This is a genomic window from Bacillus sp. GB_SG_008 (genome assembly GCF_052038115.1).
Lineage (GTDB): Bacteria > Bacillota > Bacilli > Bacillales > Bacillaceae_G > Bacillus_A > Bacillus_A rhizoplanae.
The window spans coordinates 68,397-82,658 of record NZ_JBPZSK010000005.1 but is presented as its reverse complement, the minus strand read 5'-3'; the positions used below and the strand labels follow the sequence as shown (position 1 = coordinate 82,658).

Below are 14,262 nucleotides of genomic sequence, written 5' to 3'. Positions count from 1 at the left end.
TATATTTCCTTTGATTCCTGACAATCTTGATATGGGAAATAATTACTTATTGATATAATAAAAAATTTAGAAAATATCATTTTATGTATCTTTACTTCGCATCTCTCGTTCTTTATAATGAACAACAAGCGCTACATTTTATTTTAGGGGGTAAAACGATGAAGACAGAGAATCAAAATAGAAAAAAATCCTATTCTCGTCCTATGGTATTAAGCAGTCAACCTATCCGCTTTGAAACCGCCCAAAGCTGGAACAAAGGGCAGGGTAATGTAGATCACCCAGGACACGGAAATGGAGGAATACACTATCCAAACCCTCCATATACAGGTCCGCATCACGGGAATGGCGGCGGCCATGGCGGTGGAAAAGGCAATTAAATAATAAAGTGAAACTTCCGTCAGTGGGGAGTTTTTTTCATCCCCCACTGACGGTTAGTTGAACCAATCGGGCTTTTACAGGCAGTTATTCCCCACCTATCTTCTTTGCTTCTCTCTGAATCTTGAGGTGGGAGGCATACTGCCCGTTAATGCGGGATAAATACATGTCTGCCAGAGTGTTCATTGTTATCTTTACAATTGAATTCTCTGGCATAAACATTATCAATTTTCATATCTATGACAGAGAATACATTTTATAAAAAAATATAAAATTAGAGGTTCATATGATCGGACGAAAAAAACAGGCGATACTAAATACAATGAAACAATACTTTACAATGGAAGACATACAAAAAACCTTTTCCTTATTAAGGCCTTATATTATGAGACATCGCACAGCGTATATGGTTCTCCTTTTCTTGCTATTTATTGATATCTTCCTTACTTTAACGTTTGCTTGGCTCTTTGGAAATATTTTGGACGCAGCTGTAAGAAGCGACTTTCAGCGTATAAAATGGCTAGTTCCGCTAGCATGTATCCTAACATTCATGAGTATTACATCAGTTTTTTTTGATACTTACTTCGAATCTGTCGCAACAAACGGTGTGAAAAGAGATTTAAAAAAACAATTATTTAAACATATATTACTACTCCCTGCCAAAGATGTTTCTAACCTCCGTTCAGGAGAATTATTATCTCACTTTACTAATGATATTCATAACATTAATGGAGTTATAGGAAGGAGTCTTATTAACTTGATTAGACTTCCTCTTATTTATATTACTGTTTTTATTTATTTAGTTTATATCAATTGGAAATTAGCTTTATTAAGTGTATTAGTTGCGCCTCTCGCAGCACTATCAGGTATCGTTTTCGGTCTACTACTTCGGCGAAACAGTAGACTCATACATAGCCTACTAGGTACTATGAATAACCTGCTTAACGAAACTTTTCTTGGCTTCTCTGTGATTCGTTCGTTTACAATGGAAAAATTGCTATATAAAAAATTCACCAAGCAAAATCAACAGCTATATTCTCTAGAATTAAATAACACAAAACTAGGTGGATGGTTTTATGCAGGCGGACAAGCTGTAAGCTCCTTCACATTTCTTATCAGTCTCTGTTTAGGCGCATATTTTGTTTCAGATGGAGTCATGTCAGTAGGCTCGTTATTAACCTTTATCAATCTAGTTAATCATTTAGTATATCCGTTAACAGGACTAGCAGGTCAATGGGCAGGCTTCCAAAGATCAATTACAGCTGTAGAAAGGCTCCTAAAGATTTTGGAATTACCAACTGAATCTACGGATGTAGCAACCTATTCCCCAGCTAAACCGGTAATAAAGTCAATTCAGTTCCAAAACATCACGTTTAGCTACGATGAACAACAAAAAATATTGAATCATTTTAATTTACAGATTCAAGCAGGAAAAGTAACTGCAATTGTCGGTTTAAGCGGTGCAGGGAAAACAACTCTATTTAATTTACTGCAAGGTTTTTATAAACCGCAATTTGGCTGCATTTTGATTGATGATATGCCAATTGAAAACCTCTCTCCTTCTGAACTAAGAAGTTCAATTGCCCATGTTCCTCAGGAAACCTTCCTTTTCGGAGGAACAATAAAGGAAAACCTTCTATTAGCACGTCCAGGTACTACTATTACTGAGGAGGAAATGATCGATTCTGCAAAGGCTGCTAACATCAATGAGTTTATTATGTCTCTGCCGAATAGATATGACACAGAAATTGGCGAAAGAGGTATAAAACTGTCCGGGGGACAAAAACAGCGAATTGCCATAGCAAGGGCCATATTAAAAGATGCACCTATTCTCTTGTTAGATGAGGCAACATCTGCACTAGACAGCAAAACTGAACAGCAAGTACAAACAGCTTTAGATCGATTAATGATGAATCGAACAACACTTGTCATCGCACACCGATTATCAACGATTCAAAATGCAGATTTCATTATCGTAATGGACGAGGGAAAAATTGTGCAAACAGGCTGCCATGAGGAACTCGTAGTAAAAGACGGACTATATCGTAACTTATATTATATGCAAGTTTCTCAACAGTTAAAAGAAAACAATACTATAACTTTAAATGCTTAAATTAATATTGATCTAAACAGAAAGGGGCTGAAATCTTTGATTGTTCATTTAATACAAGCATTATATAATCCACAAATTCCTGTACCAACTGACGAAGAATTTTATAAGCAAGCCATGGAGGATATTGAGTTTTTTGAAATTCACTCCCAAATTTATTATTTATTAAAACAACAAGGGATACTTAATCAAACACCCCTTTTTTTTCAAGAACAGTTGACTCAAAAATACAATGAAACATTATACCTAAATTTATTTATTAAAAACCAAACAGAACAAATTCTAAACAAATTTGAGGATATTGAAGTTGATGTTATTCCAATTAAAGGTGTAGTATTTGCAGAAAAATATTTTGGTCACATAGGTGCTAGATCTACATCAGATATTGATTTATTAATTAAAGCACACGATCTAAAAAAAGCGATTGATTGCATAAAATCGCTAGGATTTACAGTTGAAGAAGAATATATCCCTTCTCATTTTCATTGTAGCTTTAGTAAGGCATTGCCTGGATCAACAATTCCGCTAACGGTTGAGATACATTGGGATCTATTAAAAGAAAACACATCCAATCTTCAAATAGAAGAATTTTGGAATCAAGCAAAATCTTTAAAATCGTATAATCATATAAAAGAACTATCTGATTATCATACCTTTTATATGATTTGCCTTCATGGTTGGAAGCATAATTTGAATTCTTTAAAGTATTTTATAGATATGATTCAAATGATATACATGTTGCATGACAAACTAGATTATACCGTTTTATTTAAAGAAGCAGCTTCTCACAAAACTTTAAAAAGACTCATTAGAACTTTAGCGATTGTCTATACTTTGTTTCCACAATTAGAAAATATAAAACAGCTCCCTCTCAAAAGAAAAGGCAATCTATGGTGGGAATACAACGCAATCAGAGACAGAGATTTTAAATCATTTAAGCAATACATAAATTTTGCTTACTTCAACTTTTTAGATTTTGATACAATTAAACATCGTCTAATAGCGATATACAACTGGATACTTCCTTCCAAAATAGAACTCTCTTTCGAGTTGGGATCAAATAATAAGGAGAGGCACCTTTTCTTTGAATATGTAAGGTTATATAAAAAGAGGGGGTATAACTTTTTACACACTATATTATGTCGTTAGAGAGTTGAGAAGCAATAAAAACTCTATTTTGTAAAAGCAAAACTTTCATCATTAGGGCTCCATCCTTATGGAATCAAAGTCCGCCCAATCAAGCACACGCCAGCAGTTTACTCCCCACCTAACTTCTTTACTTTCTTCCGAATTTTGAGGTGGGGTATTACTGGTAAGATTAACAATAAAAAAAACGCTTACAATTTTACATGAAGTAAAATTCACCACATTCAAACTAAAAAGATAGAAGTAAAAAAATAGGCAGAGTGCTACTGTCAACATAATGAAACTACTTTTGTAAGACACGTTTAGGCGGATAAGAACTTCGGGTTGTCATAAGGAGAAGCCTGCAATTTCTGTATGGAGATAAGTTTTGCAGTACACTACATAGCATAAAATCTGTAATAATAACGAAACTACCAATAACAAAAACGAACAATTCCCTTACTTGTTTATTCCTGAATTCTGCCATTTAATGAAATCAATTAAAATTTTGTATTCCCGAAGCTCCTCTTTATCAATCCCTGCTTTTTTTAATTCATAAACAAAATCAATCCACTCTCTTTCAATCTGCTGCTTTTTTTCTACATATGTTTTCGCTTCGAGTAATGTATTGAGATCTGCCTCCAATACCAACGCTATCTTTTCCATCACTTGGATAGATGGATTTTGGTTTATATTTCTTTCAATATTACTTAAATAGGATTTAGAAATTCCAGCCCTTTCTGCTAGTTCAGATAAAGTAAGCCCCCTATTTTTTCGAAATCGATAAATATTTTTCCCAATCATTCGTTTATACCCCTCCTTAGCCCCATTTTTTCATATCATACAATTTCCTATAAGGAAGACTAAGATTTACCCTTCTTCTAAAAACTGTTAAGATATAAAAGGCTGATGGTCATAAAGTATTTTTGTAACAAGAAACTCAATATAAAAATACTATTCTTTAAAAAGAAATGTACAATCATCATAAATAAAGTTATTAAGAAATAGTAACGCAAAATAGCTAATGAGTTACACATCATTGAATACATACTTCTTTGCGCTCATAAAGTTTATCAAGGAGGTTCCGCACTATGTTTTCACTTTTAACACTTGCATATACAAAGACAAAGAGCAATTACCATAAGATTATGTATACTTATAATTATATTCTCTATAGAGATTGCCTTGATATTCAACTAAAGGAAAAGTTTTATAAAAAAAGAAAACATCACGAGAAGAAGATACATCCAACTACTTTTATTCGTATTTAATTCCATTTCAAAAGTAATAATTCATATAAAAGCACCTTCTGAGTGTACACATACCATTCAAAAGGTGCTTTAGTTTATAAAGCGTTTTTGATACATTGAATGACCCTTCGTTGATCCTCCTCTGTCATGTTGGAACTAGAAGGAAGACAAATACCCATTTTAAATAATTGTTCAGACACATGATTATTTTCGCTATGAGGATAATATTTCATTCCTTCAAAAAGCGGCTGCATATGAAGTGGTTTCCAAACAGGACGAGCTTCAATATTTTCTTCAGCCAAGGATCCCAATAGTGATTCTATAGATATACCTGCTTCTTTTTCATTAATCGTTAAAGTTGTAAGCCAACGATTCGAGCAAGTGTTTTCTAGTTCAGGCATAAAGTAAAATCCAGGTATGCTAGATAGTTCTTGGTAATACCGTTCAAATATGAATCTTCTAGCTCTCACTCTATCTTCTAACACCTCTAATTGAGCTCTTCCAACACCGGCCAATATATTACTCATTCGATAATTATAACCCATCTCACTATGCTGGTAGTGAGGCGCTAGATCCCTTGCTTGAGTTGCTAAAAACCGCGCTTTCTCTAATGCTTCCACGTCATCTGAAACAAGCATTCCCCCACCAGAAGTTGTAATGATTTTATTGCCATTAAATGAGTAAATACCGAATTTTCCGAATTTTCCACTTGGTTTTCCTTTATATGTAGAACCAAGGGATTCTGCTGCATCCTCAATTACAGGAACATCATATTCATTGCATAACGAAAGGATTTCATCCATTTTCGCGCTCTGCCCATATAAGTTAACAACGATAACGGCTTTTGGCAATTCCCCTTCTTTATCCGCATCACATAACGCACGTTCCAATGCTTGAGGTGACATGTTCCATGTTTCGGGCTCTGAATCAATAAATATAGGTTCAGCTCCTAAATAAACAATTGGATTTGCACTTGCTACAAAAGTAAGACTTGAGCAAAACACTTTATCCCCTTTTTGAACATCTAATAACCGCAGTGCCAAATGAATAGCAGCAGTGCCTGAACTAACCGCTGCAGCATCCTTTGTTCCAACAAAAGATGCAAGTTCCTTTTCAAATGCATCTACATTTGGACCAAGAGGCGCAATCCAATTTGTATCAAACGCATCTTGAATATATCTTTGTTCATTACCGCTCATATGCGGAGAAGAGAGATAGATTCGTTTTTTATTTTTAACCGTTTGCACGTAATCACAACCTTTTATACATACTTAGATTTTACGTATCTAAAAACATATGCTTTAATACAGGTATATTTGAAAGTTTTCTTAAGTTATCAATTGTATAATGAGCTTTATAATCTTGTTCAACTACAAGGTTATAGTAGACACCATCTTCCCTATCAATATGGACTGTTGTCCACTTCAGTTTCTTAGCAGTTATAAAATCTTTATTTAAATTGTCTCCAATGTAAACACACTGATGATGAGGAACTTGAAGTTCTTTACTTATTTGTTCATAAGGAATTTGACTTGGTTTCCAATGTTCTTTCCCAAATCTATCAGTAAGAATTATTGAATGAAACTTTTCTTTTAGCTTTAATGCATTGACCTTTTTTTCTTGGGTAACTAAATATCCATCTGAAATAAGTCCAATTTTAACGGTATTTACTAAATTATTTAGTATCCAATCCGCTTCCTCTAACAATTGGATATCCGGTTCATGAGATCGATAGTGTTCTAACATATCGCTAATTAACCTCTCATCATAATGAATATTTAATTTCTCCAGCGTTTTATTAAAAACAAACTTTTTTTCTCCTGATTCGAATAATTGAATTGCAGTATTATAAAATCCAGTTTTCTCATAATTTTCTTTAAACCAATTGCTAACTGCTTTAAAACCACTTATCACATAATCCTTTTCTTTGTATAAAGTATCGTCCATATCAAAAACAATCGCCTTAATTAACATGTTGTATACTCTCCGTAAAGACTGCTTCATCATATCTAAGCATCGTTAAGTTTTCTTTCCAACTGAAATCTTTTTCTTTAAAAACTTCTCCTTGACACATTTTAATTGTCCATAAAGGAAAATTTGCTCCTGCTTCTATTGATAATGGAATTCCTCCTCCAAAACGGGGATTTATTTCAATAAACGTTATTTCTCCATCTGCCTTTTTAAAACACTGCATAGTAATACAGCCAACAGGCTCCGGCAAATTTTTAACTACATTTTCCACAGCTTTGATAATTTTATGATCTTTCTTAGTAACACCCTTACTTACTTCACCCGCTCGCGTTTCTATACGTAATCTAGGAACAATGGTTTTAATATTACCATCAAAATCCACCATTACATCTACTGTATATTCTTCTCCTGAAACATACTCTTGTATCATCGCGTTAGGTATATAATCTTTGAAAAAATTCAATTCATTTTCATTCCTAATTTTTGTAACACCTTTACTAGAGCTTCCATCATGTGGCTTAATTAATAACGGGAATTGATACTCTTTCCTGTAAATTTCTTCATCACTATATACTTTAGGAGTAATAATATTATGAGAAATAAAAAAGTTATAAGTATTTACTTTGTTATTAGCTATCTCATTTAGTGCTTTACTGGAAACTAATATTTTCACACCAATTTCTTCAAAAATCAGCTTATTTTCTGCTAAAAGAATCAATTCAGTATCAATTAATGGAATGATTAGGCTAATATTTTCTTTTTGACATATTTGTAATAGCTCTTCTACATAATTTTCTTCCGTTACTCTTGGAACAATAAAATGCTTATCGCCAAAGTAAACAGTCGGGGCAGTTTCTTTTAAATCAGCAGTAATTATGTTCCCATCAATTTTTTCTTGCGCAAAAGCTTCCTTAAATTTTTTTATTAAAGCTACTCTCCTACCTGAACTAGTAAACAAGATATTCATATTATTTTTAATCATGTTCTATATCCCCTTTAAAAATTGGCATAGTTGCGTGATTTCCATTTTGTATACCTTCTGATTTTAAGACTTTACTAAAGGTTAAATATAAAATTTTTATATCTAGAAGAAAACTTTGATTCTCAACATACCATACATCCAATTTAAATTTTTCATCCCATGAAATGCTATTTCTCCCATTTACTTGTGCCCATCCAGTGATTCCAGGTTTTACATGATGTCTTTTAGCTTGTTCATTAGAATATAAAGGTAAGTATTCCATTAATAACGGTCGTGGTCCGACTAAACTTAGATCACCTTTTACAACATTTATAAGCTGTGGTAATTCATCTAAACTATATTTTCTAAGAAACTTCCCAAATGAGGTTAACCTAATTTGATCAGGTAAGAGTGTACCATTACTATCTCTTGCATCAGTCATTGTACGAAATTTATAAAGGTAGAATGATTTTCCATGTAGCCCTGGACGTTGTTGTTTAAATAATATAGGAGATCCTAATTTCAATCTAATCAGAACAGCTACTACAAAGATAACGGAAGAAAAACACAATAATAAAAATAAAGAAACCACTAAATCAAAAAGTCGCTTCATTAGACCAGACCCCTAACTAAGATTCTTGTGAATGCCTTTTTACAGATAAATAATATGAAAGACTATCGTTATATAATTCCACAATAAGCCTCATGAATATTTTAAATTTCACCTTTTGGAAATATTCCGTTAATTTTTCATATGCATAATCGAAATAAGTTGCTGCTTAATTTCTTCTATTAAACATTTTACCTCCACATTTTTTGATTCTTGACCTCTTTTGTATATATGCATAAGTATCTCCTGGAATTGTTGTTGAGTTAATTTCTCAGAAATATTCATATTTAACCCTGCTTTCGTAAAATATGATTGAATATAGAAAGTTCGGCTGTTTCCAATTAAATTAGCTTTTACTTTCTACTATTAAACAAAGTAAACCTCATTAATAATTATTTTATTCTGTCACACCATTTACCGTTAGTGTATCGACTTCTTCCTCATAACCATTTGGATTATTTGACTGCCATCTCCATGAATCTTCACACATCTCTTCGATTCCTTTTTCAGCAACCCATCCCAGCTCTAGTTTGGCCTTTGTTGCGTCCGCATAACAAATAGCTACATCACCCGGGCGACGATCTACAATTCTATATGGAATTCCCTTACCTGATGCTTTTTCAAAGGCAGTAACCATTTCTAATACACTATAACCATGACCAGTTCCCAAATTATATGCTTCTACCCCATTAGAACCCAATACCTTTCCAAGAGCTCTCAAATGCCCAATCGCAAGATCTACAACATGTATATAATCTCTCACACCTGTACCATCCTGCGTTGAATAGTCATTACCAAAAACGCTTAGCTCACTTAGCTTTCCAACAGCTACTTGTGTAATGTATGGAATAAGATTATTTGGAATACCACTTGGATCTTCTCCGATTCGTCCGCTTTTATGCGCTCCAATCGGATTGAAATAACGTAAAAGAGCAACGCTCCAATCATGGTCAGACACATACAGATCACGTAACATTTCTTCGATCATCTGTTTCGTGCGCCCATAAGGGTTCGTTGCTCCAAGTGAAAAGTCTTCAGAAATCGGAACTCTCTCCGGCATTCCATATACTGTAGCCGATGAACTAAAGACTATTTTATTTACATTGTACTTTTTCATGACTTCGCATAGTCTAAGAGTGCCTGTAATATTATTTTCATAATACCAAAGTGGCAAGGAAACTGACTCACCAACTGCCTTTAATCCTGCAAAATGAATAACAGCATCAATCTGATTTTCAGAAAAAATAGTATCTAATGCAGCCTTATCTAATAAATCTGCCTGATAAAATAGAAAATCTTTTCCTGTAATTTCGCGAACACGATTTAAAGCTTGTGGTTTACTATTTGAAAAATTGTCTACCACGATGATTTCATATCCAGCATTCAACAATTCTACGCACGTATGAGTTCCGATATAGCCTGCTCCGCCTGTGATTAGAATTTTCATATATTCTTTCCTCCCAAAGTTATTATCATTCTTTGAATATCCTCTTTTCCTGAAGCTTCCTAGATTCTTGCATTAAAAAACAAAAAACAGCTCAATTCGTTTGTTGAGCTGTACACTTATTTAAAAATTTTATAGTTTATTAGTTTAAGTTAAGTAATCCTAACCAACTGCTTTTTCATTATCACGCACAATGAAACTCTTTTTGTCAATAATTCGTATTATAGGTTTATATAGGACATTTATTACATATGATGAACCAAGGCACAGTACTATCAACCAACCAAAGATTAAGATAGGATATCTAGGTGCAAATGTAAGTTCCGGAAAAATTGACATATAAAAAAACATATGAGTTAACCATATGTTTGTTGAGTGATCACCAAAAAAGGTAAATACCTTTTGTATGAATCTGCTCTTATTCATAAGATTGAAGAAACATATAAACGCAATAGCTGTAAAAGGTGCTATGATCATAGATTCATAAAAAGAATGGATGACTACCAACATGACTATACCAATAGTGCAAAGTGTATTCTTATAAGACAAGTTGTAACACATATTGTATAATTTCGAATACATTTTTTCTTTTGCAAAAATGGAACCAACAATGAATGGTAATAAAGATGTACCAACCAACACCATAGCATTGACAAATGCATTTAGGACTATATAATCCCCAAAATCGAAAACATGTTTTATACGCTGAATATAACTTATTAAATATATAGCACCAAGAATGATTAGCAACCCCAATGAATTATATTTTCTGACTAATTTAGTGAAAAAAGGTGCAAAAAAAACAAGAATAATATATGTTTGTAAAAACCACCATGCACCATTATATGAATTTGATAATACAAAAAAGTTGAGAAAAAATTCAGCTATGCCGCCTTGGAAAGATTCTGCCTTACCTGCAAAGAAACCACTGGCAACAAACAGGACTAACACAATCCAAAAATTAGTCAGTAGCTTGAAAATACGTGTAAAGTTCTTCATTACGTTAGATGTCTGTTCCTTGTTGTACACCATAAATAATCCATATCCACTTACGAAACAATATATCGGAACGCACGCATCCCCAAATAATCCTATGTAGTAAACTAAAGGTACTCCGTTAACTATTAAAAAGGTCTCATACAATCCATTAACCTCTTTCTGGCAAAATAAATGAAGGAGCAGCATGAATAAAATAGCTACTCCTTTTAGCATTTTCGTGTCATTTTTTGAAATCTCCGTAGCAGTTGCACTCCTTTCATGTCTATATTTTAGTTTTTATACATTCCTCCATACCTGTATATAAATGTACTATCTCCTATTTCAACAAGATTTACTTGAAAGTGGTATTGGTAAGAATACAGTATGTAATATTTTAATGACCAAATTGCTTTAAATAAAAAAGCTAGAACAAAATTTATTCTAGCTTGAAATTAATCCAAATGTTTTAAATATAGCTAAGATATCCACATATTGCCATGTTATACTACCATCCGTAGCTATACCACTAGTATGTGAAGGTGCAATTATACCACTAGTTCCTGCTACTATACATTTATAAACTTTTCCATTACTATTCACCAAACTATTGATTGAATATCCTTTATTCGCTATCCACGCGTTGTTATTTGCTGTGCCTGCATTTATGCAAACCCATCCAACATATCCACCGGCAGTCGGAGTACTATTGTACAACAATTCTCCACGACTATATTTACCGAATGTAGGCTCTGATGAAACTAGAGAAGCTAACAAGGTGTTTCCTAATACATTCTTTTCTAATTGTGAATTTACATTTGTAGTGAATATAATATCTGAATTAATTTTGTTATTATTTTGTGCCACTATAAGCGTTTTTGGAATTGCTAGTGTTGAGCCTGGTTTCCGATATGCACCTTCTATAGTAATAGTCCCTATAGTATTAATACCAGTATCATTGGTAGTAACAATTGTGTTATTAGAAAGATTTAAATAATTCTCAGTAAAGACTCTAAGAGTTTGCTGAGAACCAAGAGAATTAATTTTCCCATTAACTTCAAGTTTATTACCCGTAATCTCTAATCTTGGGATATAAATAAATGAAACTCCCGATCCTCTTGCTTCATGGACTGCTAGTCCGTAAGATGCATCCCAAATAATTTGGTTATTCCTAAAACTATGCGTGGTATAACCTGTATTTTTAGCTAATCTCTCAATACCATAGATATCGCCTCCATCAAACCTAAAAGATTGATTTTTAATAATAGTATTTTCAACCCTCATGGATTCAGATGCCATCATACGACTATAATTAGCTACGTTACCACTATGAATAAACTCACAGTCTTCTACAATTAGATTCTTAGCTCCTACGTAATGTCCACCACTACATTCATTTGTTAGAAACTTTACATGAGAAAATATAGCATTCTCAGTTTGAGCGTAACTAGCTGATACTAGTCCCTTAGCCCTTCTAATATCAAATAACGAATCACGTATCTCTAAATTTTTGCTTCTAAAACCAAATATCCCGTCTTTGTCAGGGTCATCAAAAGTAAATTTGCAGTTACTAACTTTCACTGTTTCTCCATCTAAAGAAACAGTACTTTTTGAAAAAACACAATTATCTAAAGTGGTGTTTCCCCCAGTGATACTACAAGCTTGACCAAATATAGAATCATTTCTAAATGCACAAAATGTTCCATCCGTCTCAACTCCACTTGTTATAGATCTACCTGCAATAGACCCATAATACATATTATTTACGGATAAATAGTCATCGCCACTTCCTGATAAATTAACATTTCCTTTAAATTTATTATTTTCTATATAAACACCTCTAGTACTAACACATATAAACGCTCCAGCTCTATTATCATATATATTAGAGTTTCTAATAGTTATCTTTTGATTGGTCATATATCCATCTTCAATATCAATTCCATAACCTGGATTGCAACCTATTGAATTATTCATAGGATTGCTATTATTAAAAATTTCGCAACTATCAAACGTTATAAATCTTCCTCCATTAACTGAGGCTCCAAGTCTTCTGTTTTTGTGAGATTTACAATTAACAAAGTATATATATTGTGGAATTTTGGCACACAGTACATAATGTAAATTACCATTCATTAAGTCATAATTTTGCAGAAATGAAAATCTTACTTTCGTTGTCCCTACAGGCATTGAATCTAGATATACAAATTCATAAGACCTTGTATTTCTATAGCCTAAATATGAACCATTTTCTGTATAAAAATGTACCTTTATAATAATTTTATTTAAGTTACATCCATTCCCATATCCACCATATCCGTCTCCTGAATAATAAAAATAACCAACAGATTTCACCAACTCCCCAGTAACATCAAAGAACTTTGTTACTGTTGTATAATTAGTTCTTGTAGTGTCTAGATTCCCTTGACTATTAATATCTCCTTTTGCAAAATGGGCTGGGTGCTGTACCCCACCTATTGTGGAAAAATCCATAGATGTCACATATCCATCTCCTGTGCATTCACTCACCTCACAGTCTTTTATCAAGATGTTATAACATGAGTTCTTACATTCGATACCGTGACCCCATTCATGTGTACCACCACTTGAATAATCGTGTGTTTCTCTATCACCTTTTATTGTCGCACCTTCTATTATTACGTTTTTAATGCTATCACATACTATTACAGTATATTCTTTAAGATTGTTAGCTTCTTTAATAAATAGACAATCATAAAACTTATAATATGTGTTGCTTCGAAGTATTAATGTCGAATTTTTATCTATAAGATAATTGCCTTTTGGTAGAATGACTATTTGAAAGTCATTATTTTCTGCCCACATAAATGCATTATTGATTCCTTGAGTTGTTTCTATAGGTAGCGTTCCATCATTTTTGATACCCCATCGATCCAGTTCAATAATATAACAACCCCCGATAGGCAAAATTCCCCACTCCTTCTAAGTTTTATAATATAGTAAATGCTACATTTAGAGGAATGGTGTCACAAACTACCTTTTAAAATTCATAAATGGACATATAAAATAGCCAATTTATCCTTACTCCGAATAGAATCAATAACATTCACTTCATTGGACATTTTCATCAAAAACGCCGAGAAAACTTTTTTATATTTTTAAAGTGATATTTAACAACATACCTTTTTTACATTCATAAAGATTTGCTTCAACAGAATTTAGATAAAATACTTTTAAGAAATTTTCTTGATCTTTCTCTTTTATACATATTTCCCCCTAGCTGATATAGATATTCTGAATCCTTATTTCTTATTGCATTTAAATAATCTTTAGGAAAAAATTTTATTGATCCCTCATTAGATACACATTTAATTAGAGTATCATTTGAAACATAAGATTGAATTAAATCTTTTATCTCAGATTCATTAAAATTGCTATTAAATAAATTTAATAAACATACTT

The 14,262-nt window shown here is 32.8% G+C and carries 11 protein-coding genes; 3 read left to right on the top strand and 8 right to left on the bottom strand.

All coding sequences use genetic code 11. From position 1 onward, the window contains the following. The first annotated feature begins 158 nt into the window (after nt 1–158). The 3 genes from ACTDJC_RS14205 (at nt 159) to ACTDJC_RS14195 (ending at nt 3,634) form a co-directional block, all read left to right on the top strand. Entirely contained in the window at nt 159–377 is a 219-nt protein-coding gene (locus tag ACTDJC_RS14205) for a hypothetical protein (RefSeq protein ID WP_440603798.1), read from the top strand. 284 nt (nt 378–661) lie between these two features. Further along, nucleotides 662–2,488: an ABC transporter ATP-binding protein gene (locus ACTDJC_RS14200; protein WP_440603797.1), complete on the top strand. Its 1,827-nt coding sequence runs from the start codon at nt 662–664 to the stop codon at nt 2,486–2,488. A gap of 36 nt (nt 2,489–2,524) precedes the next feature. Then, nucleotides 2,525–3,634, top strand: coding sequence for a nucleotidyltransferase family protein (locus ACTDJC_RS14195; protein WP_440603796.1), 1,110 nt, complete (start codon nt 2,525–2,527; stop codon nt 3,632–3,634). A 435-nt stretch (nt 3,635–4,069) separates the two neighbouring features. Here the strand turns inward: ACTDJC_RS14195 and ACTDJC_RS14190 are convergent, their stop codons facing one another. From ACTDJC_RS14190 to ACTDJC_RS14155, 8 genes are all read right to left on the bottom strand, one after another. Beyond that, nucleotides 4,070–4,414, bottom strand: a complete 345-nt coding sequence (locus ACTDJC_RS14190; RefSeq protein WP_440603795.1) for a helix-turn-helix domain-containing protein — start codon at nt 4,412–4,414, stop codon at nt 4,070–4,072. 541 nt (nt 4,415–4,955) lie between these two features. Then, a complete protein-coding gene (locus ACTDJC_RS14185) occupies nt 4,956–6,107 on the bottom strand; it encodes a DegT/DnrJ/EryC1/StrS family aminotransferase (protein ID WP_440603794.1) in 1,152 nt (383 codons plus the stop codon). Nucleotides 6,108–6,138: 31 nt separating this feature from the next. Beyond that, nucleotides 6,139–6,834, bottom strand: coding sequence for an HAD family hydrolase (locus ACTDJC_RS14180; protein WP_440603793.1), 696 nt, complete (start codon nt 6,832–6,834; stop codon nt 6,139–6,141). After that, complete coding sequence (locus tag ACTDJC_RS14175; RefSeq protein ID WP_440604004.1) at nt 6,824–7,798, bottom strand: ATP-grasp domain-containing protein; 975 nt, start codon at nt 7,796–7,798, stop codon at nt 6,824–6,826. Before ACTDJC_RS14175 ends, ACTDJC_RS14180 begins: the two co-directional genes overlap by 11 nt. Before the next feature lie 7 nt (nt 7,799–7,805). Continuing rightward, nucleotides 7,806–8,405: a sugar transferase gene (locus tag ACTDJC_RS14170; protein ID WP_440603792.1), complete on the bottom strand. Its 600-nt coding sequence runs from the start codon at nt 8,403–8,405 to the stop codon at nt 7,806–7,808. A gap of 394 nt (nt 8,406–8,799) precedes the next feature. Further along, nucleotides 8,800–9,849: a UDP-glucose 4-epimerase GalE gene (gene galE, locus ACTDJC_RS14165; RefSeq protein ID WP_440603791.1), complete on the bottom strand. Its 1,050-nt coding sequence runs from the start codon at nt 9,847–9,849 to the stop codon at nt 8,800–8,802. Between the two features lie 159 nt (nt 9,850–10,008). Next, entirely contained in the window at nt 10,009–11,058 is a 1,050-nt protein-coding gene (locus ACTDJC_RS14160; RefSeq protein ID WP_440603790.1) for an acyltransferase family protein, read from the bottom strand. 207 nt (nt 11,059–11,265) lie between these two features. Beyond that, nucleotides 11,266–13,767: a right-handed parallel beta-helix repeat-containing protein gene (locus ACTDJC_RS14155; RefSeq protein WP_440603789.1), complete on the bottom strand. Its 2,502-nt coding sequence runs from the start codon at nt 13,765–13,767 to the stop codon at nt 11,266–11,268. Nucleotides 13,768–14,262: the final 495 nt, after the last annotated feature.

Coding starts and splice junctions, on each gene's coding strand:
- ACTDJC_RS14205 (WP_440603798.1), top strand. CDS start 159: ATGAAGACAGAGAATCAAAATAGAAAAAAATCCTATTCTCGTCCTATG.
- ACTDJC_RS14200 (WP_440603797.1), top strand. CDS start 662: ATGATCGGACGAAAAAAACAGGCGATACTAAATACAATGAAACAATAC.
- ACTDJC_RS14190 (WP_440603795.1), bottom strand. CDS start 4,414: ATGATTGGGAAAAATATTTATCGATTTCGAAAAAATAGGGGGCTTACT.
- ACTDJC_RS14180 (WP_440603793.1), bottom strand. CDS start 6,834: ATGTTAATTAAGGCGATTGTTTTTGATATGGACGATACTTTATACAAA.
- ACTDJC_RS14175 (WP_440604004.1), bottom strand. CDS start 7,798: ATGAATATCTTGTTTACTAGTTCAGGTAGGAGAGTAGCTTTAATAAAA.
- ACTDJC_RS14170 (WP_440603792.1), bottom strand. CDS start 8,405: ATGAAGCGACTTTTTGATTTAGTGGTTTCTTTATTTTTATTATTGTGT.
- galE (WP_440603791.1), bottom strand. CDS start 9,849: ATGAAAATTCTAATCACAGGCGGAGCAGGCTATATCGGAACTCATACG.
- ACTDJC_RS14160 (WP_440603790.1), bottom strand. CDS start 11,058: ATGCTAAAAGGAGTAGCTATTTTATTCATGCTGCTCCTTCATTTATTT.